This is a genomic window from Streptomyces violaceoruber (genome assembly GCF_033406955.1).
In the GTDB taxonomy this organism is placed as follows: domain Bacteria; phylum Actinomycetota; class Actinomycetes; order Streptomycetales; family Streptomycetaceae; genus Streptomyces; species Streptomyces violaceoruber.
Map to the genome: position 1 here is coordinate 1,670,415 of NZ_CP137734.1, position 23,032 is coordinate 1,693,446.

Below are 23,032 nucleotides of genomic sequence, written 5' to 3' on the forward strand. Positions count from 1 at the left end.
GTGAGAGCGGCCCGTCCCCCCGAGGAGAGGGACGGGCCGCTCTCGGCCCTTGACGCCGGGTCCGTCAGACCTTCAGCGTCCTGACCGCGGTCGGGGCGTGCCCCGGCTCCGTGGCCAGCTCCTCGAACTCCACCACGTTGGAGATGTCGTTGGTGCCCGACATGGAGATGTTGGTGACGCGCTCCAGGATCGCCTCGACGACGACCGGCACCCGGTGCTCGGCGGCCAGCTTCTTGGCCTGCTCCAGGGCCGCGCCCAGCTCGTTCGGGTCGGTCACCCGGATCGCCTTGCAGCCCAGGCCCTCGGCGACCTTGACGTGGTCGACGCCGTAGACGCCCAGCTCGGGCGAGTTGATGTTCTCGAACTCCAGGTTGACCTGGAAGTCGATGTCGAACGCCCGCTGCGCCTGGCGGATCAGGCCCAGGTAGGAGTTGTTCACCAGGACGTGCACGTACGGGATCCGGTGCTGCGCGCCGACGGCCAGCTCCTCCAGCATGAACTGGAAGTCGTAGTCGCCGGAGAGCGCCACGACCTGGGCGTCCGGGTCGGCCTTGGCGACGCCGAGGGCGGCCGGGACGGTCCAGCCGAGCGGGCCGGCCTGGCCGCAGTTGATCCAGTGCCGCGGCCGGTAGACGTGCAGCATCTGGGCGCCGGCGATCTGGGAGAGGCCGATGGTGGAGACGTACCGGGTCTCCGGTCCGAAGGCCTTGTTCATCTCCTCGTAGACGCGCTGCGGCTTGATCGGGATGTCGTCGAAGTGCGTACGGCGCTGGAGGGTGGCCTTGCGCTCCTGCGCGGAGGCGGCCCACGCGGAGCGGTCGGGCAGCCTGCCGGCCGCCTTCAGCTCGCGCGCGACCTCGACGAACAGCTTCAGGGCCGCCTTGGCGTCGGAGGCGATGCCGTAGTCCGGGGCGAAGATCTTGCCGATCTGGGTCGGCTCGACGTCGACGTGGACGAACTTCCGCCCGGCGGTGTAGACGTCCAGCTTGCCGGTGTGGCGGTTGGCCCAGCGGTTGCCGATGCCGAGGACGAAGTCGGACTCCAGGAAGGTCGCGTTGCCGTAGCGGTGCGAGGTCTGCAGGCCGACCATGCCGGCGTTCAGCTCGTGGTCGTCGGGCAGCAGGCCCCAGCCCATCAGGGTCGGCACGACCGGGGTGCCGGTCAGCTCGGCGAACTCCACGAGCAGGTCGGCCGCGTCGGCGTTGATGACACCGCCGCCGGCCACGATCAGCGGCCGCTCGGCGGCGTTGAGCAGGCCGATCGCCTTCTCGATCTGGGCGCGGGTGGCGGCGGGCCGGTAGACCGGAAGCGGCTCGTAGGTCTCCGGGTCGAACTCGATCTCGGTCGTCTGGACGTCGATCGGCAGGTCGATCAGGACCGGTCCGGGCCGGCCGGAGCGCATCAGGTGGAACGCCTGCTGGAAGACCCCGGGGACCTGCGCGGCCTCCAGGACGGTGACCGCCATCTTCGTCACCGGCTTGGCGATGGAGGCGATGTCGACGGCCTGGAAGTCCTCCTTGTGGATCACGGCGGTCGGTGCCTGGCCGGTGATGCACAGGATCGGGATCGAGTCGCCGATCGCCGAGTAGAGACCGGTGATCATGTCGGTGCCGGCCGGGCCCGAGGTGCCGATGCAGACGCCGATGTTGCCGGGGTGGGTGCGGGTGTAGCCCTCGGCCATGTGCGAGGCGCCCTCGACGTGACGGGCGAGGGTGTGCTGCACACCGCCGGACGCCTTGAGCGCCGCGTAGAAGGGGTTGATCGCCGCACCGGGCACACCGAACGCGTCGGTGACGCCCTCGCGCTTGAGGATCTCAACTGCCGCTCGGGCAGCGGTCATACGAGCCATCGAGTACTCCTGATCCGGCTGTCGGATTCGCACTCCCGTCGCGCCCCGCGGTGAGCTTCTTCCGTAGCAACTTCCGTATAGCGAAATTTGTTTTCTACGATCTGGAAGTAATGTAAGTGGGCAGCCGGGGGCCGTCAAGAGAGGACGATGGGGGTCATGTCCGAGACCATCTCGGTGTGCTGCACCGCCTGCGGGCGCCGGCACCGCTACACGGCACCGTCGTACCCCTGCGTGTGCGGGGCGCCCGTCGCCCCGGAGCTGGACCCGCGAGGGGCCGCGACCGCGGTCACCCACCGGGCCTGGGACGAGGAGTGGACCGGGGTGCGCTGTGCGGCCTGCGGGGCCGAGAGCCGGTGGCCGCGCCCGGAGCTGGGCTGCCCCTGCGGGACGGTGCTGTGCGTGCCGGTGGACCCCGCGGCCGCGGGCCGGTCCGGGCGCACTCCGGGGTCACGGGTCCCGGCGCACCGGGCCGTGCCGATCCGCACCGCCCGCGACGCGGTCACGGCCGCCGTGCTGTATCTGCGCGGCCTCGGGCACCGGGACGTGCGCCGCGCGGACCAGCGCCCGCTGCCCGGCATCGGGCTGGCCGCGCCCGGCCTCGTCGTCCAGGTGGATCCGACGGTGGGCCCGGCCTCGGTGCGGGACGTGGAGTGCCTGTGGCTGACGGCCATGGCGGAGTCGGCGCGGGGGGTGTACTTCTCGCTCGCCGGTTACGCCGAGGACGCCCGGGTCCGCGGCGACCTGCTGGACGTCGCGCTGTTCGTGCTCGACCCGTCGGGCGTGCCGCGCCCGGCGAACGCGCCGGCCGTGGCGCTGGACGCCACGGCCGGCTGGGACTGACGCGGCGACTACCGCGCCGCGAACCCGAAGGTGGTGCCGGAGGCGGGGAGACCGCCCTGTCCCGGCTGGTAGGCGGTGACCGCGGTGTTGGTCTCGCCGAGGGTCACGTTGGACATCGGCAGGGCGTACAGCGCGCCGGTGCTGGTCGGACCGTAGGGCATGCCCACGTACAGGTGGGTGCCGGTGAAGTGGATGCTGGAGCCGAGGCGCTGGTTGGCTCCCGGGGTCCCGGGGATGCCGTCGCCGTCGCCGGACTCGATCCACTTGTCGTTGGCGCCGGGCGAACCGAGCAGCGAGAAGACGTGCACCGCCCCGGCACTGGCCGTCGAGCCGAGTGCCTCGTCCGGGATGCCGACGGCCAGCTTCATCGTCGCCGTGGTGCTCACCGCACGCGGCGCGGTGTTGACGGCGGTGAGGGTGGACCCGAAGTGGTCGCCCGCCTCCGAGGCGCCGGAGATGTCGTCCTCGTTGGTGCCGGAGTAGAAGCCGTTGAGCTGCTTGTAGGTGCCGTCGGCGGCGATCCTGAAGGTGTAGACGCTGCCCGTCTCCGCCTTGTTCGCACCGTTGATGCTCAGCATCTCGCCCGGTGAACCGACCGCGAGGATCGACTCGTCGGCGCGCGCCGCACCGGACGGACGGTACGGGGCGAGGGCCAGGGCCGCGCCGAAGCGGTCGCCGGCCTCGGCACCGCCGGAGACGGTGTCCAGGTCCTGGTCGAGACCGAACAGCGGGGTGGGCCGCTTCTCGCTGTTCAGCGTGTGCGAGAAGACCGCGAGGTTGCCGGCGGCGGCGTCGGCGCCGATGGCCTCGTCGGGTGCCCCGATGACGAGGTGGTTGGCGTCGGCGGCGAGCACCGCGCCGAAACCGTCGTTCGCCTCGACGGCGCCGGGCACGTCCAGCCGGTCCTGGTGGATGCCCGCGTTGGTGCCGCCCCGGACGTAGTAGACCTGGCCCGCCTTGGCGACGGAACCGAGACTCTCGCCCGGCACGCCGATGGCGAGGAACGGCTCACCGGCGGCGGTGGTACCGGCCGCGAGGGCCTGCCCCATCAGGTCGCCGGTCTCCGACGCGGAGGCGCCGATGGTCCCGTTTCCGGCCCCCTGCTCGAAGTGGGTGGCCTTGGTCGCCGAGGTGCCGAGACCGCCCCGGCCACCGTGCAGGACGTCGACCATGCCCGCGTCGACGGCCTCGCCGAGGTTCTCGCGCGGGGTGCCGACCGCGAGGTCGCTGCACCCGTCCTCGTCGTAGTCGACGACGGCCAGCGTCGTGCCGAACTGGTCGTTGCCCTCGGAGCCGCCCGGGACCCAGTCGAGGTCCTGGGTGATCTCGGCGGTGCCCTTGCCCCCGCCGTAGACGACCCTGACCAGGCCCGCCTTGGCGTGTGTGTCGACGTCGGCCATCGGGTCGGCGACGGCGACGTCCTCGACGCCGTCGCAGTTGAAGTCGGTGATCCGGTTGGCGCCGGTCTTGGACGCCACCCAGGAGCCGAGGTCGTCGACGCGGGCGACGATGCCGCCGGTGCGCGTCTCGGCGGCGTCGATGCCGTAGCAACCGCCCTGGTAGGAGCGGCTGCTCAGGGCGGCGAGCTGCTGGGTGCCGTTCACAGTGCGCACCAGCGGGCCGCCGGTGTCGCCCATGCACGCGGCCGCGCCGTCCTTGCCGGTCACCGTCGCGGTGGTGGCGTCCGGCGCGTCCACCGAGAAGACGCCGGTGTGCAGGTTCAGCGGCGCCCACTCGGACGCGCTGCGGCCGTACCCGGCGAGCGTCAGCTCCTCGGCGGCGGTGGGGGCGGCGGTGGCCAGGGCGAGCGGGGTGACATTGGTGACCGGGCGGTTCAGCCGGGCCAGGACCACGTCACGGTCGGTGCGCGGCACCAGCTCCACGACCTTGCGGACGGCGCCCCCCGAACCGGTGAGGTCGGCCCGGCCGATGGTCGCGGTGGTGGCCAGGGCGGGCTTGCCCGGGGGCACGGCGAGGCTCTCGGCGGGGTTGTCGGCGAAGCAACTGGCGGCGGTCAGCAGCCACTCGGTGTCGACCAGGACGCCGGAGCAGCCGCGGTCGTGGTCGCCGATCACCAGCTGCGCGGTGTAGGCGTGCGTGGTGTCGGAGTCGGCGGCGGCGGGGCCGGTGACGGCGACGGCCGGTGACGCCGTCATGAGCGCGGAGCCCGCGGTCAGGGAGATCGCGAGTGTGGCGAAGCGTATGGATCGGGGGTGGCCCCCGGGTCTTGTGCGGTGCACGAACAGCCTCTCAAGAGGGGACCACCGGACATGTACAAGGTGTGAACGACGACCGGCGTCCCGTTTCGAGCCGAGACCTCATGAGCGTGGGCGCTCATGAGGTCTCGGCGATTACGCGGGTTTCATGGAGAAGAGTGTTCCGGCTGCCTAGAAGATGGAGTTCCAGCCGTCGGAGATCGCGCCCCCGATGTCCCCTGCCACGTCGCCGACCGTGTCCCACGACGTCGTGCCGAAGGTGATCGCCGATCCCACGAGTTCGTGGCCGATCCGCGAGGCGGTCACGGCCCCGCTCTTGAGGCCCTGGGACGCGTCCTCGAGGATCTGGGACACTCCCTTGATGTCGATCTTCCTCAGGTACGGGATCTGCTTGGCGAACTTGAGGCCGCCGCACATGGCGCCGACGGCGAGTCCGCCGACCGACTGGAGGAACGCCTCCGGGCCGTCGGTGAATCCGGTGATGACCGCCGAGCCGATGCCCGTGACCCAGGAGATGGTTCCGGCCACGCCGGCGATCGCCTCACCGGCGGGCGGCGGAATGAGGAGGGAGAACGCGGCCACGGTTCCGGAGACACCGCTGATGACGTTGAGGACCTGGGCGGTCTTCTGCCAGCCCGAAGCGCCGTCGTCCGAACCGTCACCGCGGGCCGAGTTGACGACGTCGTTGTCGGCGTTGTCGGCCGGGTCGACGCCGCTCTCCTTGCGCGCCTTCGCGCGCTCGGCGGCGGCGCGTGCGGCGGCGGCGTCCTCCTGCCTCTTCTTCTCCGTGTAGATCTGGCGGGCCTCGGAGGCCGCCTTGGCGGCAGCCTGCTTGTCCTGCTCGGCCTCGAGGGCGGACTGGGCGGCGGCGTTGGCCGACGCCTGAGCCTGGGCGGAGTACTGTGCCGCGGCGGAGGCGGAGGCCGTCGCCTGGTTCGCGGAATAGTTCGCCTGCCGTGCCATGCGGCGTGCGGAAACGGCCGCGTTCTTCGCCTTGTTGGCCGACGCCTGCGCGTCTCGCGCGGACTGTTCGGCGTCGTCCGCGTGCGTGTCGGCCTCGGTGGCGTAGGTGTTGGCCTTGTCGGCCGAAGCCTTCGCCTTGTTCGCCCACATTTCTGCGTCGTCGGCGGCGTTGCGCGCCTCGGCCGCGGCCTTGGATGCCTCGTAGGCGTCCTTCTGCGCGTCCTGGGCGATCTTCGCGGCCCGGGCGATGGTCGAGCGGATGGCCGCGATGTGCGCGGCGTTGTCGTAGTCGAGCTGGGCGGCGCTGTGCTGCACCGTGGTGATGAAGTCGCGGCGCATCCACGAGGTTCCCTCGAGGGCCACCTGGGCTGCCGCGGCGGTGTAGGGACCCGCGGTGTTGAGGATGGTGAGGATGGTGGCCCGGTCGTCCAGGGCGGCCTTGTCGGGGAGGGCCCTGAAGAACGCGTGCAGTGCCGAGGGGGAGCCGTCGTCCAGGGCTGCCTGCGCCGCGTCCTTGACGGCCTTGCCGGGGTTGTCGCCCAGGATCCGGAGGATGTCGACCCGCCTGTCCAGGGCGGCGGCTTCGTGGATCCCGGTGGTCAGGAAGTTCCGTACGGACTGCGGGTCGCTGTTCTCGATCGCGTCCGCGGCGGCGTTGGCGACGGCCTCGGTGGAGACGTTTGCCACGGCGAGGGCCGTTTCGCTGTCGTCCTGGCGCTGAGCGATCTGCCGGTCGGTGGAGACCCAGGTGAGGACGTCCTCGTCCTCTCCCGCCAGGGCGTACTCGGCGGCGGCCCGGGACCAGGTGCCGATGGTGGTGGAGATCAGGTTCACCGCGGCCTTGCGGCCGTTGGCCAGGGCCGAAGCGGTGTCCCCGGAGGCGTACGCCGCCTCGGCCCGGCTGATGAAGTCCTTGGTCTGGGCGTCCAGCCGGTCGGCCTCCGTCGCTGCGTTGCGGGCCGCTTCCCGGTCCTCGGCCTCGGCGGCCGCCATCTCCCGGGCCTCGGCCAGGGACTGCTCCGTGTCGTGCGCCAGCTTCTCGGCCTCCGCCTCGCGCGCGGCCGCCTCGACGGCCCTGGCGTCGTCGACCGCCTTCGCCGCCAACTCGGCGGCCGCGACCGAATCAGCGGCCCAGGCCTTCGCCTTGTTGGCGTAGTCGTCCGCCTCGCCGGCGGCATCCGCGGCCGCGTCCGCCGCATCGGCCGCCTTCTCGGCGTGGGCGGCGGCCGAGTCGGCCGCCTTCCGGGCGGCGGCCGCCGCGCTCGCCGCCGTGTTCGCCAACGACTGGGCCCGGTTCGCGGCCTTGGTGGCACGCGCCGCCTGGGCGTCGGCCTCGGCGGCGGCCGCCCTGGCCACGGCGGCTTCCGACTGGGCCGCGCCCGAGGCCTGGGCCGCCACCGCGGCCTGCTGGGCCGCCGCCGCGGAGTCCCGTGCCGTGGCGGCAGCCGAGATGCCGGCCGCAGCCGCCGCCTGAGTGGCGGTCTGCGCGGCGGCCAGGGCCTGCGCCGCCTTACGGGCCTTGGCGGCCGCGTTGCGCGCTCCTTCGGCGGCCAGCCGGGCGGCCTTCGTCTTGGAGGCGTCCCGCGCCGCGGCGACGGCTGCCGAGTAGGCGAGGGAGGCGGCCCGTCCGGCCGTGGCCGCCGCCTGGGCGGCTGCGGTGGCGGCGAACGCGGACCGACGAGCGGCGTTGTGCGCCGCCGAGGAGGCCTGAACGGCGGTGCGAGCGGCGGAGGCCGCGCCCTTGGCCGCGTTGGCGGCCTTGCGCGCCGCGGCGGCCGACTTGGCGACGTCCTCACGGGCCGCTTCCGCCTCGGCGGCGGCTGTCAGCGCCGCTTCCTTCGCCTTGGCCGCCGCCTCCTTGGCCTTGTCCGAGGCGGCGACCGCGCGGTCGGACGTGATCTGCGCCCGCTTGCCCTCGCGTTCGACGATCGCCACCAGTTGGTCGACGGTGGCGGTCTCCTCGTCCCGGGCCCGCGCGATGTACTGGCCGATGGCAAGGAACCAGTGGATCGCCGAGGGGGTGCCCTCGTCCAGGGCGCGCTGGGCGTACTTCGCCACCTCCGGGGAGGCGTTGGCGAGGATGGTGAACACCTCGACCCGCTCGTCGGTGTTCCGCGCGGTGAACTGCGTGTCGAGCAGAAAGACCGAGAGGGCGTCGCTGGTTCCGTCGCTGAGCGCCGTCTGAGCGGCGTTCTTGAGCCCTCTTCCGGCGCTGTTCTGGATACTCAGCGTGTTGAAGCGCAGGTCCTGGAGCTCGGCGGTCTTGAACCCGCCGTCCAGAAAGGCGGCGACGGCCTCCTCGCCGGCCTCCAGTGCCGCCGCGGAGGCCGTGGCCATGCCCCGGCCGGAGAGGGCCATGGCGCCGAGAACGGTCCGGCGATTGTCCTCGGCGGTCGCCTTCGCCAGACCCTCGGCCAGGAAGCCGTCGATGTCCGTCGCGGAACCGGCGAGGGCCCGGGCTCCCGTCAACTTGACCGTGGGGCCGCCGACCTTCCAGGCGGTGACGGCCTTGGCGCGAGCGGTGTCGGGCAGTTCGGGAAGCTTCGGCAGGTCACCCACGGACGAGGCGCCGACGGCGGCGAGAGCGCGGGACGGGGCGGCGAGAGGGATCGAGGTCGCCGCGGTGGCGGCGCCGAGCACGGTGAGGACGCGACGTCTGCTCCAGTAAGTGGTGTCCATGAAATCCCCTCGATTTGGAGCCCGGTCCACGACGCGGGGCGGCGGGCGACCGCTGGGCGTGCCGACTGGGCATGTTTCTGTCCGGACCGGTGCGCTCAGAAAGGAAGCGACGCGCACGTATGAATGACATCCGGAAGAAACGTAGAAGAGCAGGCGTGTAGTTGACCAGAAGTTGATCGGGTTCGATCCGTGACAAGGATCACGATTGAACAGCTGGCCGAGTTTGCATTCAACAATGCAAACCGGAATCATTCCTTCGCATATCTCGTTTTGCAGGAACCGGCTTCGAACGACGCGTTTCAGCCCCGGCGCGTCCGGTCGACGACACATACGGGAGCTTGACCACGTACGTTCTGTGAGGGCATATGAGGCTTTATCCACGACGGGGATCAACAACGCGTCAGCGAACAAAAGGGGCGACATCACACCAAGTGACTCCCACCCCCGCCCGTCGAGCCCGTGGCTGAATTTTGACTACCGGCTGCGGTGGACAAAGCTCAAATGGTGGGCTTCAATGGGCCCGCCAATGGATCTTCGTATGGATAGCCAGCTAAATGGGCTGCTGGGGGAGTGGTGATGAGCACAACCAGTGTGAACGGGTCGCGTTCGAAGCGGAGAGTGCTCTTGCGGCGAGCCCTGCCCGTCTGCGTGGCGGCCGGAGTTGCCTCAATCGTGGTCTTCGGCTCGGGTAGCTCGCCGGACGCGGCGGCTCGAACCGCCGTGCCGGCCGCCGACGAGGCCCCGGGTTACGCGGTCGAGGACTTCAATTACCCGCAGGCCGACCAGATCTTCGCGGAGAAGGGTATCCGGCTCAAGCGGGGCGACGGCCACATCGTGCTGGCCGACTGCAAGAGCGGAACCAATCAGCTCGAAGTCTGGTCCTACGAGTCGGTCGAAGCGATCTGCTTCAACGTCTCCGGAAAATCCGGGTGGCTGACACTGGAAATCCCCTCCGTTTTCGGCATCCGGGGCAACGACTTCAACACTCAGGTCGACATGACCACCGAGGGCGAAGAGAAGAGCTTCGACGTCGAGAAGAACCTCTGGACGGCTGTCGGGCAAACCGCGGACGAAGAGGGACGCGATTTCGCGCTGCTCGAGATCAGGACGTCCAAGTAGAGACCTGCAATCAGCATCGTCGGCCCCTCCCCCGGCCGGTGCGCCTCGCCGCACCGGCCGGCGTGTTGCGGGCAACCCCTTATTCCGACCCCGGATGGGAATTCAGGGTCCTCTTCGCCGCGGCCGATACCGGTGCCGAAAGCGATGGATCAAGCTGATTCCGAAACAGTCGGTGGCCTTTTCCGTCAGGGGCGCGTTCCGTACCGCTCCCGCAACTCCACCTTGCGCACCTTCCCCGAGACGGTCATCGGGAAGGAGTCGAGGAGCTGGAGGCGGCTGGGCACCTTGTAGTGGGCGAGCTGCCCGGCGCAGTAGGCGCGCAGTTCCTCCAGGGTGAGCGGGTCGGCGGCGTCGCGCACGACGACGCAGGCCAGGACCTCCTCGCCGTAGCGTTCGTGCGGGACGCCGACGACCTGGACGTCCGCGATCTTCGGGTGGGCGTACAGGAACTCCTCGACCTCGCGCGGGTAGATGTTCTCGCCGCCCCGGATGATCATGTCCTTGATGCGGCCGACGATCTCGACGTATCCGTCCTCGCGCATCACCGCGAGGTCCCCGGTGTGCATCCAGCGGCCCGGGTCGATGGCCTCGGCGGTCTTCCCGGGCTCCTCCCAGTAGCCGAGCATCACGCTGTAGCCGCGGGTGCGCAGTTCGCCCGCCTCGCCGCGCGGCAGGGTCACGCCGGTGACCGGGTCGACGACCTTGACCTCGATGTGCGGCAGGACGCGGCCGACGGTGCCGGTGCGGTGTTCGAGGTCGTCGTCCATGCGGGTCTGCAGGGAGACCGGGGAGGTCTCGGTCATGCCGTAGCAGATGGAGACCTGCTCCATGTGCATCTCGGCGACCACCCGCTTCATCACCTCCACCGGGCAGGGCGAGCCCGCCATGATGCCGGTGCGCAGGGAGGTGAGGTCGTAGGAGGCGAAGTCCGGCAGGTTCAGCTCCGCGATGAACATGGTCGGGACGCCGTACAGGGACGTGCACCGCTCCCGCTGCACCGCCTCCAGCGTGGCCGCCGGCTCGGAGGACGGGGCGGGGATGACGATGCAGGCGCCGTGGGAGGTGGCACCCAGATTCCCCATCACCATGCCAAAGCAGTGATAAAAGGGCACCGGCAGACAGACCCGGTCCTGCTCCGTGTAGCCGACCGTGCGGCCCACCCAGTAGCCGTTGTTGAGGATGTTGTGGTGGGAGAGGGTGGCGCCCTTGGGGAAGCCGGTGGTGCCGGAGGTGTACTGGATGTTGACCGGGTCGTCGCAGCTCAGTTCGGCGGCCAGGGCGTCGACCCGGTCCTGCTCCACCGCGGCGGCGCCCGCGGTGAGCGCGTCCCAGGACGGGTCGCCGATGTAGACGGTCTCGCGCAGCGCGGGGCAGCGGCCGCGGACCTGCTCCACGATCGCCCGGTAGTCGCTGCTCTTGTGGGCGAGGGAGGCGACCAGCAGGCTGATGCCGGACTGCTGGAGGACGTACTCCAACTCGTGAGCCCGGTACGCCGGGTTGACGTTCACCATGATGACGCCGATGCGGGCGGTGGCGTACTGGACGAGGACCCACTCGGGGCAGTTGACCGCCCAGATGCCGACCCGGTCGCCCCTGGTGACGCCCTTCGCGAGCAGCCCCCGGGCCAGCTCGTCGACGGCGGCGCCGAACTCGGCGTAGGTCCAGCGCCGTCCGGACGGGACATCGACGAGGGCCTCGCGGTCCGGGTGGGCGGCGATCGCGCGGCCGAGGTTGGCGCCGACGGTGTCGCCGAGCAGCGGGGTGGTGCTGGTGCCGTGCGCGTACGACGGCTGGGGCGCGGGTGCGGTCACCGGAAGTCCTCCTCGCGGTACTCGTTCACGGAACCGGCCGCCGTGGCCTCCCGCAGTTCGATGCGGCGGATCTTGCCCGAGACGGTCTTGGGCAGCTCGCCGAACTCCAGGCGGCGCACCCGCTTGTAGGGGGCGAGCGTGTCGCGGGAGTGCTCGAAGAGCACCTTCGCGGTGTCCGGTCCGGGCTCCCAGCCCGCCGCGAGCACGATGTACGCCTTCGGCACCGCGAGGCGCAGTGCGTCCGGGGCGGGCACGACCGCGGCCTCGGCGACCGCCTCGTGCTCCAGCAGCGCGCTCTCCAGCTCGAAGGGGCTGATCTTGTAGTCGGAGGCCTTGAACACGTCGTCGGCCCGGCCCACGTAGGTGAGGTAGCCGTCCTCGTCGCGGGCGCCGATGTCGCCGGTGCGGTAGTAGCCGCCGGCCATCGCCTCGGCGGTGCGGTCGGGGTCGCCGTGGTAGCCGGTCATCAGGCCCACGGGGTGGTCGGACAGGTCCAGGGCGATCTCGCCCTCGGCGGCGCCGGGCGCGCCGGTCACCGGATCGAGCAGCTCGACGCGGTAGCCGGGGCTGGGGCGGCCCATCGAGCCGGTCTTCAGCACCTGGCCGGGGCTGTTGGAGACCTGGACGGCGGTCTCGGTCTGGCCGAAGCCGTCCCGGATGGTCCTCCCCCACAGGCGGCGGACCTGTTCGATCACCTCGGGGTTGAGCGGCTCACCGGCGGCGACGACCTCGCGCGGCGGGGTGGCGAGCCGGGTGAGGTCGGCCTGGATGAGCATGCGCCACACGGTGGGCGGGGCGCAGAAGGTGGTCACCCCGGCCCGGTCCATCTCGGCCATCAGGCGGGTCGCGTCGAACCGCGTGTAGTTGTACAGGAAGACGGTGGCCTCGGCGTTCCACGGCGCGAACAGGTTCGACCAGGCGTGCTTGGCCCAGCCGGGCGAGGAGATGTTGAGGTGCACGTCGCCGGGCTTGAGCCCGATCCAGTACATGGTCGCCAGGTGGCCGACGGGGTACGACACGTGGGTGTGCTCGACCAGTTTGGGGCGGGCGGTGGTGCCGGAGGTGAAGTACAGCATCAGCGGGTCGTCGGCGGCGGTCGGGCCGTCCGGGGTGAAGGTGTCGGAGGCGCCGTACACGTCCTCGTAGGCCCGCCAGCCGGCGGCCGGCGTTGCGCCGCCCACGGCGACGCGCGTGTAGTGGCCGGGCACGTCGTCGAACTTGCCGGTGTCCTCGGCGCGCGCGATCACGTGCCCGACCCGGCCGCGGTCGACGCGGTCGCGCAGGTCGGCGGGGCCGAGCAGGGTGGTGGCCGGGATGACGACCGCGCGCAGTTTCATCGCGGCCAGCGCGGTCTCCCACAGCTCGGCCTGGTTGCCGAGCATCACGAGGATGCGGTCCTCCGGGCCGACGCCCCATTCGCGCAGGCGGTTCGCGACCCGGTTGGAGCGGGCGGACATCTCGGCGAAGGAGACCCGGACCTCGCGGCCGTCCTCCTCGACGATGTGCAGGGCGGTGCGCCCGTTGCCCTCGGCGACGACGTCGAACCAGTCCAGCGCCCAGTTGAAGTTCGCGGGGCGGGGCCACCGGAACCCCTCGTAGGCGGCGGTGTAGTCCTCGCGGTGTTCCAGCAGGAAGTCCCGTGCGGTGCGGAACAGCTCCGTGGCCGTCGTCATCTGTCCTCCTCGGTGCCGGACCTTGCCGGGCGGCTCTGTGCCATCGTGTAATCCGTGATGTGGGTCTCACTACCCCCGAACGGGGGTGTGCGTCCCGGAACGATCACGAGGGAGGGCGGAACGGGTGGCGGTGGACGCGGTGGACGCGGCTCAGATCCGCAGCGCGCTGGTGCGGCTGCGGCGCACGACCGGGCTGCCCGTCGCCTTCGGCGGTCTCGTCGAGTCCGGACGGCGCCAGGTGCGCATCAGCGAGCTGAGCGGCACCGCCACGACGGCGCTCAGCGCGCTGGCGGTGACGGCGGGCAACGGGCTCGGTGGCCGGGCGGTGGCGCTGTCGCGGCCCTGCGCGGTGACGGACTACTCCGTCTCCCGGCAGATCAGCCACGAGTACGACCTGCCCGTCGCCGCCGAGGGCCTGCGCTCGGTCCTCGCGGTGCCGGTGGTCGTACGGCGCCGGGTGCGCGGCGTCCTGTACGGCGCCCTGCGCACGGCCCAGCCGCTGGGCGACCGCACGCTGAGCGCGGCCGTGGCGGCGGCGCGGGACGCGGAGCAGGCGCTGGTGCTGCGGGACGAGGCGGACGACCTGCTGGCGGCGGCCGCGCCGGGTGCGCCCGCGCCGGGTGCGGCGGGCGGCGCGGGCTGGGAACAGGTGCGGGAGGCGCACGCGGCGCTGCGGGCGCTGGTCCCGAGGATCACGGACCCGGCGCTGCGGGACGAGCTTTTGCGCGCGTGCGGTCTGCTGGTGGCGGGGAGCGGCCCCGTGCCGGGGCCCCGGCTGGCGCCGCGCGAGGTGGACGTACTGGCCTGCGTGGCGGCGGGCGCGACGAACGGGGCGGCGGCGGAGCGGCTCGGGGTGGGTCCGGAGACCGTCAAGAGCTATCTGCGCTCGGCGATGCGCAAGCTGGGCGCCCGCACCCGCACGGAGGCCGTCGCGGCCGCCCGCCGGACGGGGTGGCTGCCGTAGGGGGCGGGCCGGGACGCGGCGGGCGCGGGCCTTTCCGGCCGTGCTCGATTCTCTCCGGTGGCCCGTTTGTTGTTCGGGTCACCTCGCCGACCCTCCGTAACGCGATGCGCCGTTGCCTAATATTGGCCCGGACACGCCACACGGAGGGGAGCGGTCACCGTGCCACGGGACTTCGCGGAGGCTGCCGGATACCGCTCCGACCTGGTCATCGGGCGGGAGGGGTCGTTCGGCGCGGCGCGTGAGCAGCTCGCCCGGGGCGGCAGTGTGCTGCTGCACGGCCCCGCCGGAATCGGAAAGTCGACGGTCCTGCGCACCCTGGCGGCGGAGTACGCCCGCACGGCGCACACCGTACTGCGCTGCTCGGCCACCGAGTCCGAGTCCCATCTCCCCTTCCTCGCCCTCGCCGACCTCCTGGGGCAGGTCCTCGACGAGGTCTCCGGTGCGCTGCCCGCCGCGCAGCGCACCGCGCTGGAGTCGGCGCTCACCGGCCGCGGCGAGTCCACCCTGCGGCGCGACGGGCTGGCGCTGCGCCTGGCCGTGCTGTCCGCGCTGCGCGCCCTCGCCGCCGAGGGGCCCGTCCTCGTCGTCGCCGACGACCTCCAGTGGCTCGATCCGGCCAGCGCGGAGCTCCTCGGCTTCGCCGCCCGCCGCCTGGGCGAGACCCCGGTACGGCTGCTGTGCGCGGTGCGGACCGAGGGGACCGAGACGGACGACGCCGAGTACGACCGCCATCTGCGGGCCTCGCCGCCGGACACCCGCGCGGTCCGCCTCGGGCCGCTGACCCGCGCCCAGGTGTCGGCGCTGCTCGACGAACGCGGCTACTCGGGCCTGCACCGTTCCACCGTCCGGGACATCCACCGCACCAGCGGCGGCAACCCGCTGTTCGCCCTGGAGCTGGGCCGGGCGCTGGCCGAGAGCCCCGCCGCACCGCGCCCGGGCGAGCCGCTGCCGGTGCCGACCTCGCTGCGCGCCCTGGTCCTGTCCCGCCTGGAGATGCTCTCGGGCGAGGCCCGCCGCACCCTCCTGGTGGCCAGCGCCGGCGCCCGCCCCACCCCGGCGCTGCTGCGCGCGGCCGGCCGGGAGAACGCCGAGGCGGAGACCGCGCAGGCGGCGGCGCTCGGGCTGCTGGCGCCCGACCCGGAGGGCCCGACCCTGCGGTTCGCGCACCCGCTGATCTCGGCCGCGCTGTACGCCGAGGCTCCGGCGCCGGAACGGCGGGCCGCGCACGCCGCGCTGTCCACGGCCGCCTCCGACCCGATCGAGCGCGCCCGGCACCTGGCGCTGGCCACCACCGGCACCGACCCCGAGGTGGCGGCCCGGCTGGCGGAGGCCGCCGCGCTGGCCCGGGACCGCGGGGCGCCGTCGGTGGCCGCCTCGCTGGGGCTGCTCGCCGCCCGCCACACCCCGGCGGACGGCACGCCGGGCCCGGACGAGCGCCGGCTGACGGCCGCCGAGGACGCGATCACCGCGGGCGAGCAGGACCTCGCGCGGGACGTCGCCCGGGAGGTGCTGACCCGGGCCACCGCGCCCGGCGAGCGGGTGCGGGCCTGGATGGCGGTGATCGAGGCGGCCGGGCAGGCCATCGGCGAGGTCGACGCCGTCTTCCCGCAGGCGCTGGCCGACGCGGGCGACGATCCCCGGCTGCTCGCCCTGGTCCACTACCAGCTGGCCTGGCGCTCCCTGGTGGTGCAGGGCGACTTCGCCCAGGGCCGGGAGGAGGCCGCGCACGCGGCCCGGCTGGCGGCGCGGGCCGGGGAGCGGAGTACCGAGCTGCTCGCGCTCGCGTTCCAGGCGCAGGCGGAGACGCTGATGGGTCATCCGGGTGCTCCGGCGACCATCCAGCGGGCGCTCCAGGAGCCGCAGGACCCGCGGGTGGCGTGCCATCACAACGGGGCCGGCTCCTCCCGCTTCCGGTGGCTGGTGATGAGCGACCGGCTGGCCGAGGCGCGGACCACCGTCACCGCGCTGCTGCGCGAGGTGCGCCGCCGCGGCATGGCCGAGAGCGAGGTCCACTACCTGCGTTTCCTCGCGGAGACCGAGCTGCACTCCGGCCACTGCGGCCGGGCCCTCGAACTGTCCCGGGAGAGCCTCACCCTGGCGCGCGACGCGGGCATCGGGGAGGGCGCGGGCGCGATGCAGGCCGCGCTCGCCGAGGCCGCGGGCGGCGACCCCGACCGGGCCCTGGAGCTGGCCCGGGAGGCGGTACGGCGGTCGGAGGGCGACGGGGACGCCGTGTACCTGTCCCGGGCGCTGGCCGCGCTCGGTCACGCGCACCTGGTGGCGGGCGACGCGACGGCGGCCGTACGGGCGCTGCGCCGGGTGCGGGAGCTGGAGGCGGGGGCGGGCATCACCGACCCGGCGCGCGGCCGGTGGCAGGGCGATCTCGCGGAGGCGCTGGTGCGCACCGGGGAGCCGGCCGAGGCCATGGACGTCATCGAGGTCGCCCGGGCGCACGCGCTGCGGCTCGGGCGCCAGAGCGTGCTCGCCGCCCTCGACCGGTCCGAGGCGCTGGTGCGGGCGGCGCGGGGCGAACACCGGGCGGCCGTCGCCCGGTTGACGTCGGCACGGGAGCGGCTGGCCGGGCTGGGCTTCGGTCTGGAGGAGGCCCGGGCGGTTTTCGCGCTGGCCGAGTTGCACGCCGAACGGCCGGGGCGGGCCCCGGAGCCGGCGTCGTACGACGAGGCGGCGCGGCTGTTCCGGCGGTGCCGGGCGCTGCCCTGGCTGCGGCGGGTGGAGGCCGCCGTCGCGGTGCGGGCGTCCGGACCGGCCCCGGTGCCGGCCGCCGAGCCGGACGGTCTGGCGGGGCTGGCCTCGATGGAGCGTCAGGTGGCCGCGCTCGTGATGGAGGGCGCGACCAACCGGGAGATCGCCGCCCGGCTGTTCGTCAGCGTCAAGACCGTGGAGGCGACGCTCACACGCGTCTACCGCAAGCTGGGGATCCGGTCCCGGGTCGACATCGTCCGCCTGGCGGCGGGCCGGCGCCCCGACTGAGAACGGCCGGGTTTACCGGCGGTAAACCGAGGGTTTTCCCTGCCCGACGCCCTTAGGGGGTTCCCTCATTGGGCGGTCCGGACCGCCGGTTCTAGCGTGAGCCTGTGCCGCTCGCCCGGGCAAACGGGGGTCTGTCCCGAGACCCCCGTCAAACCCCCCACGCCCGTGCGACCCCCCACCGGCTACCCCTTGAGGAGACTCATGTCCGGGCTCACCCGCTCCAGACCGACCGCCACCGTTTGACACCCTGAGCATCCCTCAGGTGCAAGACCGGGGGGCGTTGCGGGCCTCCACGAGCGGCCCGCAGCGCCCCCTCTCCATGTCAGTCCCGTACGGTCCCGAAGCGGACGTCGTACGCGGTGCCGGGGTGCATGGTCGCGAGCATCCGCTCGCCCTCGGCCGCGATCTCGTCCCGCTGCCGCTTCGGGGGGCGGTCGAAGGCCTCGACGACCAGGGCGTCGTCCTCGAGCTTCCACAGTCCGGCCACGAAGCCGTCGGCGAGCAGGACGCGGTAGGCCTGGTTCTTCTTCCAGGTGCGGCCCTTGTGCGCGGGCGGGACGACGCGGGCGCGGTCGGCGTGGGAGAGGAGCAGGTTGTCGAACTCGGGCAGGAAGCGCGGCGGGGCCGGGGTGTCCGGGTCGGGGCGCGGCGCGTCGGGGAGGTCGAAGAGTTCGGTGCCGCCGGGGTCCCGGAAGGTGACGAGACGGGGGCGCAGCCGCTCGAAGGCGTCCCGGAGCCGGGTCAGGCCGGCCCAGGTCTGCATGTCCTTCACCGACGCGGGTCCGAACGCGGCCAGGTAGCGCAGCACGGTGTCGTCCGGTGCGGGCTCCGGACGCGCGGGGCGGCCCAGCCAGTGCTCGGCGGTGGTGAGCGTGACCTGACCGCTGCGGCCCCACAGGCCGCGCGGCGTCACCTGGACGAGCGGGAGCCGGCAGCGGGCGGCGACGGACAGGGCCTGCGGGTCGGCGTCGGGCCACTCGGCGCCGAGGGCCTGACGCAACTGCCCGGGAGTGCGCGGCTCGGCCTCGACCAGTTCCCGGGCGAGGCGGGCGAGCCGGTCCAGGTCGACGCCGGTCAGTCCCTCGCGGAACGTTCTCAACTCCCGTTCGCGGGCGGCCTGCACCAGGGGCCGCAGGGTGAGGCAGTCGTCGGCGGTGTGGGTGTGGATGGTCGAGCGCAGGGTGACGAGCCGGGCGACGCGGCGGTCGGCCATCGGCGCGGACAGGTCCTCGGGCGTGAAGCCGTCGAGGCGGGCGGCGAGCGCGTAGTACGGGGGCTTCACACTCTGGGCCTGGAGCCCGACGAGGTGGGCGACCGCGGCCTCGGCGGACATCGACGCGCGGCGCAGCAGCAACTGGCGGGCCAGGGTGGCGCGGTTGAGGGCGCGGATACCGAGGACGGGGGCGGTCGTTCCTGCCTTGGTCGTCATGCCCTGCACGGTAGCCGGGATCGAGGACGGACCCTGTCCTCTTTCCCCGGCGAGCGCCGGGGTCCGCGGCCGGACGGGGGCACGGCGCGCTCCCGGAGCCGGGCCGGGCGCGGTCGCGCAGGCCGGCGGGGCCGCCCCGGTCCAGCGGCACCGTCCCCGCTGCCAGGGGGACAGGCATCCGGGCAGTCGCCCGGCGACCGGGTCCGAGGTGAGCGCCAGCCGTCCGCCGCCGGCCGGCAGGGCGGCCCCGGTCAGCAGGGTGCGGTTGACCGCGTTGCGCGACGGGTTCACGAGCCGCTCCCCTCCGCTCCGGGTCCCGGCGCCGTCTCCCCGGCCCCGGGGACCCGCTGCCCCGGCGCACGCGGTCGCCGTGCCGTTGGTTGCCGGGCCGTCGGCTGGGCACCCGGTGGCACTGTGCACGGACGGGACGCAATCCTGGTGACCGGCTGGTTCAGCTTCCTGCACGGGGAGGCGACGGCCGGGGACGTGCTGGCGCTGGCGCGGGTGGAGCGGGTGCTGCGGGACGCGGGGCTGGCGTACGACGTCGTGTGGAGCCCCGGGTTCCGCGCCGAAGGCACGCACTTCGACGACGTGGACCCGGCGGCGTACTCCCGGCTGGTGTTCGTGTGCGGGCCGGTGCACGGGCCGCAGGTCGAGGAGTTGCACCGGCGGTTCGCGCACTGCGTGCGGATCGCCGTCGGGGTCTCCGTGGTCGATCCCCGCTCCCCCGCCGTCACCGGCTTCCACCGGGTGCTGGCCCGGGACGCCGCCGGCACCGGTCCGGGCGTGGACCTCGCGGCCCGCGCTCCGGCGCTCCCCGAGGTGCCCGTCGTCGGGGTGGTGCTCACCCACGGGCAGCACGAGTACGCGGGGCGGCGACGGCACGAGGAGGTCGCCGCCGCGCTGACCGGCTGGCTGGCCGGGCGGGACTGTGCCCGGCTGGAGCTGGAGACCCGGCTGGACGCGCACGACTGGCGGCTGTGCGGCACACCGGCCCAGCTGGAGGCCGTGCTGGCCCGCCTGGACCTGGTGGTCACCGACCGGCTGCACGGTCTGGTGCTCGCGCTGCGGGCCGGTGTGCCGGTGCTGGCGGTGGATCCGGTCGAGGGCGGCGCTAAGGTGACGGCGCAGGCCCGTGCCTGCGCCTGGCCGGCGCTGGTGGCCGCCGAACGGCTGGCGGGGGCACCCGCGGAGGGGGTGCTGGGGCCCTGGTGGGACTGGTGCCTGGCCGACGGGCGGGCGGCGGCGGCGCGGATCGCCGCGGAGTTCCGGGCGGCGGACCCGGTGCCGGACGCGGCGGACGGCCTGGTGGCGGCCTTGCGGGACACGTCGGACGCGGTGCGGTGGCGATGACGGCGCCGCCGGGCGGTTGGCCGGGTCCCGGCACGGCGACGGGCCCGGTCAGCCGGTGTAGCTGCGGGCCGTCGAGTCGCGCTGGGCGGGTTCCAGGGCGCGCAGCCGGGCCTCCACCTCCGGCGGCAGCACCCGGCGTTCGCGCAGCACCCACGGCAGGGCGGCCGTCGCCTCCGCGAAGGCGCGCAGGGACGCGGTGTCGCGGGGCACGGTACGGGCCAGGTGCAGGGTGCGGCGCAGGGCGGGGCCGACCGGGCGGCGCAGCCAGGTGAACCACAGGGTGTTGCGGATGCCGTGGGACCGGCGCACGGTCGAGTCCCGTATCCCGGACGGATGGTGATGGATCGTCAGTTGTCCGGCGTACGTCAGCCACCAGCCGTTCGCGGCGAGGTCGGCGGCGAGCAGCTCCTCCTCGCCGCCCAGCCACAGCCGGGGGTGGAAGCCGCCCGCGGCCCGGAAGGCGTCGGTGCGCAGGACGGTCGCGGCGGCCAGGAAGGAGCCGAGCGCCGGTCCCGGGAGCCAGTCGGGGCGGGGCACGGGCGAGTCGCGCAGTTCCTCGACGATCGGGTCCTCGGTGCCCTCCGGTTCGACCAGGATGCGGGCGGTGACCGAGCCGACCGCCGGGTACCGGTCGAGCAGGTCCGCGGCCCCGGACAGGGAACCGGGCGCCCACCAGGAGTCGTCGTCGCAGAAGGCGACGTAGGGGGTCGTGACCTGGCGGACCGCCAGGTTGCGGCCGACGGCGCCCAGGTTGCGGCCGGAGCGCAGGAGCCGTACGCCGGGGTGGTGGCGGGCGACGGCGGCGGCCGTGCCGTCGGTGGAACCGTTGTCCGTGACGATCACCGCCGGCCGCTCGGGGAGTTCGGCGAGCCGGTCCAGGGTGCGCAGGAGTTCCGCGCACCGGTTGTGGGTGATGACGACGACGGTGGTCCGGGCGTCCGTCATGAGACCGCCCCGCCGGGTCCGTCGGGTCCGTCGGCTCCGTCGAGGAGGCGTGCGGCCCGTTCCACGTGCGGGGGCAGGGGCCTGCGGGCGCGCAGCGCGGCGGGCAGGCGGGTGAGGGTCTCGCGCAGGGCGTGCCGGGCGTGCGGGTCGCGGCGGGCGTCGGCGGCGAGGGCCCGGGTGCGGGCCAGTGCGTGCGGCAGCGGGCGGCGCAGCCAGGCGGTGAGGAGTGCGTTGCGCCGTACGACGGCCGGACGGCCGGTGCGCGGGCGGGGGTGCGGGTGGTGGTGGGCGATGACGTCGGGGCAGTGCGTGACGCCCCAGCCGCGGGCCGCCAAGTCGTAGGCGAGGAGGGTCTCCTCACCGCCGAAGAAGAGCAGCGGGTGGTAGCCGCCCGCGTCCAGGTAGGCGGTGCGGCGGGCGACGGCGGCGCAGCCGAGGAAGCCGAGCACCTGGGTGCCGGGGAGGTCGGTGGCCGTGCCGAGGGGGGAGTCGGCGAGCAGGTCGTTGAGGGGGTCGGCGGCGTCGCCGGGGCCGACGAGGGTGCGGGCGGAGAGCAGGCCGAGCCGGGGGTGGTCGTCGAAGTGCCGGGCGGCGGCGCCGAGGGCGCCCGGCGCCCACCAGGAGTCGTCGTCGCTGAACGCGACGTACGGGGTGTCGAGGGCGCGCACACCGTGGGTGCGGGCGAGGGCGCCGCGGTTGTACGGCAGGGGGAGGACGCGGACCTGGGGGAAGTCGCGGGCCAGCATGGCGCGGGTGTCGTCGGTGGAGGCGTTGTCGACGACGAGGACGTCGGGCCGTTCGGGCAGGGCGAGCAGGTTCCGGACGGTGACGGCGAGGCTCGCGCGGCGGTTCCGGGTGGCGATGACGATGCCGACGGGGGCCGCTCCGGTGGAGTCGGGGTGGCGCCGTTTTGGGGTGACCGTCGGGCCGTGGTGCGCGGGGTGGTTCATGGTCCCTCTTCCGGGGCGTCCGGGGTGTCGAGCGCGTCGAGCGCGTCACATGCGTCGAGTACGGCGTCGGGGGTGATCCGCAGCAGCGCGGGGTCGGTGCGTCGGCCGTGCGGGTCGCCGTCCGGGCCCGGATGCCACAGGGCGCGGTGGCGGGGGTCGGGCGGCGGGCCCCAACGGCTGGGCGGGACCGGGCCGAAGAGGGTCACGGAGGGCGTGGCGTGGGCGACGGCGAGGTGGGCGATGCCGGTGTCGCCGCTGACGACGGCGCGGGCGTCCGCGACCAGGGCGGAGAGCCGGCCGTAGGGCAGGCCGCCGCCGAACACGTCCGTGTCGGGCAGGCCGGCCCGCTTGGCCAGCCGGGCCACCAGGTCCGCCTCGTCCGCTCCCCCGGTGACGACGACCCGGCGCCCGCGGGCGCGCAGCGCCTCGGCGACGACCGCGTACCGCTCCACGGGCCAGCAGCGGGCGGGGGCGCCCGCCCCGGGGTGCAGGACGACGGCGCCGGGGGCGGGGGACGGTGCGTCGGGGCGCGGCAGCCGCAGGTCGCGGGCGTCGGCGTCGATGCCGTACCCGCGCAGCAGCCGGCACCACCGCTCGCGCTCGTGTTCCTCGGCGTACCAGGGCGGGCCGTCCACCTCGGGGGTCCCGGGGTGCGCGAACGCCAGCAGCCGCCGCGGGCCGAGCCGGCTCAGCAGGCGGTGACTGGGCGGCCCGTTGCCGTGCAGGTCGACGGCGACGTCGGGGGGCGGCCCGGTCCAGTCGAGGGCGTGCGGGACGGCCCGCCCGGGTGCGGCGGCGGGCAGTACCCGGTCCACGGCGCCGGTGGCCGCGGCCACGGGGGCCAGTTCGGCGGGGGCGGCCAGCACCAGCTCGTGCCCGGGATAAGCCCGCCGCAACGCCCGCAGGGCGGGCACTGCGGCCAGCAGGTCCCCGAGCCCGAGGGCCCGCAGCACGAGCACGCGGGGGACGCCTCCGCCCTCGCCGCTGCCGACCGGGTCCGGTCCTTCCCGCACCGTCCCGGCACCACCCCGGCGCACAGTGGCGGCGACCGGCGGATGCACCGGGTCACCAGTCACCGGCCCGCCGGCCGACCCGGGGAACCCGGAGCGGCCCTCCCCGGGCTGGGACAGCGGCGTCGCCGCACCCGAACCGGCCACCCGGCCGCCCGCGGACACGTCACGGGCGTCCGCCGGCCGGGCCGGGGTCGCGCCACGGGCGGCACGCACGGCACGGGCCCCCTGCCCCTGGCC

The 23,032-nt window shown here is 73.9% G+C and carries 14 protein-coding genes; 5 read left to right on the plus strand and 9 right to left on the minus strand.

Features of this window, described 5'->3' with window-relative positions:
* Positions 1-64: 64 nt before the first annotated feature.
* On the minus strand, positions 65-1,849 hold the full coding sequence (gcl, locus tag R2E43_RS07335; protein WP_011030737.1) for a glyoxylate carboligase: 1,785 nt from the start codon (positions 1,847-1,849) through the stop codon (positions 65-67).
* A 147-nt stretch (positions 1,850-1,996) separates the two neighbouring features.
* Between gcl and R2E43_RS07340 the strand changes: the two genes are divergently transcribed.
* Positions 1,997-2,689: a hypothetical protein gene (locus tag R2E43_RS07340; RefSeq protein ID WP_030865303.1), complete on the plus strand. Its 693-nt coding sequence runs from the start codon at positions 1,997-1,999 to the stop codon at positions 2,687-2,689.
* 8 nt (positions 2,690-2,697) lie between these two features.
* On the opposite strand, the gene R2E43_RS07345 is transcribed toward R2E43_RS07340, so the two are convergent.
* Positions 2,698-4,845, minus strand: coding sequence for a trypsin-like serine protease (locus R2E43_RS07345; protein ID WP_241965818.1), 2,148 nt, complete (start codon positions 4,843-4,845; stop codon positions 2,698-2,700).
* 231 nt (positions 4,846-5,076) lie between these two features.
* Entirely contained in the window at positions 5,077-8,547 is a 3,471-nt protein-coding gene (locus R2E43_RS07350) for an ALF repeat-containing protein (protein ID WP_003972727.1), read from the minus strand.
* A gap of 576 nt (positions 8,548-9,123) precedes the next feature.
* Here R2E43_RS07350 and R2E43_RS07355 point away from each other — a divergent pair.
* On the plus strand, positions 9,124-9,666 hold the full coding sequence (locus R2E43_RS07355; protein WP_011030733.1) for a hypothetical protein: 543 nt from the start codon (positions 9,124-9,126) through the stop codon (positions 9,664-9,666).
* A 185-nt stretch (positions 9,667-9,851) separates the two neighbouring features.
* Here the strand turns inward: R2E43_RS07355 and lbuL are convergent, their stop codons facing one another.
* Both lbuL and ibuL read right to left on the minus strand, forming a co-directional pair.
* Positions 9,852-11,477 carry a linear/branched/unsaturated fatty acid:CoA ligase LbuL gene (gene lbuL / locus R2E43_RS07360; protein WP_106518886.1) on the minus strand — a complete coding sequence of 542 codons (1,626 nt, stop codon included), beginning with the start codon at positions 11,475-11,477 and terminating at the stop codon, positions 9,852-9,854.
* Complete coding sequence (ibuL, locus tag R2E43_RS07365; RefSeq protein WP_193485381.1) at positions 11,474-13,150, minus strand: isobutyrate:CoA ligase IbuL; 1,677 nt, start codon at positions 13,148-13,150, stop codon at positions 11,474-11,476. Before ibuL ends, lbuL begins: the two co-directional genes overlap by 4 nt.
* A gap of 124 nt (positions 13,151-13,274) precedes the next feature.
* Here ibuL and R2E43_RS07370 point away from each other — a divergent pair, with 124 nt between their 5' ends.
* Together R2E43_RS07370 and R2E43_RS07375 are read left to right on the plus strand one after the other, a co-directional pair.
* A complete protein-coding gene (locus R2E43_RS07370) occupies positions 13,275-14,114 on the plus strand; it encodes a helix-turn-helix transcriptional regulator (RefSeq protein ID WP_011030730.1) in 840 nt (279 codons plus the stop codon).
* A gap of 159 nt (positions 14,115-14,273) precedes the next feature.
* Positions 14,274-17,105 (plus strand): helix-turn-helix transcriptional regulator, encoded by a 2,832-nt coding sequence (locus R2E43_RS07375; protein WP_332056040.1) that lies wholly within the window; start codon positions 14,274-14,276, stop codon positions 17,103-17,105.
* A 322-nt stretch (positions 17,106-17,427) separates the two neighbouring features.
* Here the strand turns inward: R2E43_RS07375 and R2E43_RS07380 are convergent, their stop codons facing one another.
* Positions 17,428-18,534 carry a winged helix DNA-binding domain-containing protein gene (locus tag R2E43_RS07380; protein ID WP_106518872.1) on the minus strand — a complete coding sequence of 369 codons (1,107 nt, stop codon included), beginning with the start codon at positions 18,532-18,534 and terminating at the stop codon, positions 17,428-17,430.
* A 414-nt stretch (positions 18,535-18,948) separates the two neighbouring features.
* On the opposite strand from R2E43_RS07380, the gene R2E43_RS07385 reads away from it, so the two are divergent.
* Positions 18,949-19,887, plus strand: coding sequence for a polysaccharide pyruvyl transferase family protein (locus R2E43_RS07385; protein ID WP_016327645.1), 939 nt, complete (start codon positions 18,949-18,951; stop codon positions 19,885-19,887).
* 48 nt (positions 19,888-19,935) lie between these two features.
* On the opposite strand, the gene R2E43_RS07390 is transcribed toward R2E43_RS07385, so the two are convergent.
* The 3 genes from R2E43_RS07390 to R2E43_RS07400 are packed head-to-tail and all read right to left on the minus strand — an operon-like array spanning position 19,936 to position 22,795.
* The gene (locus tag R2E43_RS07390; protein WP_106518870.1) at positions 19,936-20,832 is read right to left on the minus strand and encodes a glycosyltransferase family 2 protein; all 897 of its coding nucleotides are present in this window, start codon (positions 20,830-20,832) and stop codon (positions 19,936-19,938) included.
* Entirely contained in the window at positions 20,829-21,782 is a 954-nt protein-coding gene (locus tag R2E43_RS07395) for a glycosyltransferase family 2 protein (RefSeq protein WP_011030725.1), read from the minus strand. The genes R2E43_RS07390 and R2E43_RS07395 overlap by 4 nt, the downstream gene beginning before the upstream one ends.
* Entirely contained in the window at positions 21,779-22,795 is a 1,017-nt protein-coding gene (locus R2E43_RS07400; protein ID WP_161270568.1) for a glycosyltransferase family 9 protein, read from the minus strand. The genes R2E43_RS07395 and R2E43_RS07400 overlap by 4 nt, the downstream gene beginning before the upstream one ends.
* Between the last annotated feature and the right edge of the window lie 237 nt (positions 22,796-23,032).

Bases quoted from the DNA above. Each gene is read 5' to 3' on its own strand.
- gcl (WP_011030737.1), bottom strand. From the start codon at position 1,849: ATGGCTCGTATGACCGCTGCCCGAGCGGCAGTTGAGATCCTCAAGCGC.
- R2E43_RS07340 (WP_030865303.1), top strand. From the start codon at position 1,997: ATGGGGGTCATGTCCGAGACCATCTCGGTGTGCTGCACCGCCTGCGGG.
- R2E43_RS07345 (WP_241965818.1), bottom strand. From the start codon at position 4,845: ATGACGGCGTCACCGGCCGTCGCCGTCACCGGCCCCGCCGCCGCCGAC.
- R2E43_RS07350 (WP_003972727.1), bottom strand. From the start codon at position 8,547: ATGGACACCACTTACTGGAGCAGACGTCGCGTCCTCACCGTGCTCGGC.
- R2E43_RS07355 (WP_011030733.1), top strand. From the start codon at position 9,124: ATGAGCACAACCAGTGTGAACGGGTCGCGTTCGAAGCGGAGAGTGCTC.
- ibuL (WP_193485381.1), bottom strand. From the start codon at position 13,150: ATGACGACGGCCACGGAGCTGTTCCGCACCGCACGGGACTTCCTGCTG.
- R2E43_RS07380 (WP_106518872.1), bottom strand. From the start codon at position 18,534: ATGACGACCAAGGCAGGAACGACCGCCCCCGTCCTCGGTATCCGCGCC.
- R2E43_RS07390 (WP_106518870.1), bottom strand. From the start codon at position 20,832: ATGACGGACGCCCGGACCACCGTCGTCGTCATCACCCACAACCGGTGC.
- R2E43_RS07395 (WP_011030725.1), bottom strand. From the start codon at position 21,782: ATGAACCACCCCGCGCACCACGGCCCGACGGTCACCCCAAAACGGCGC.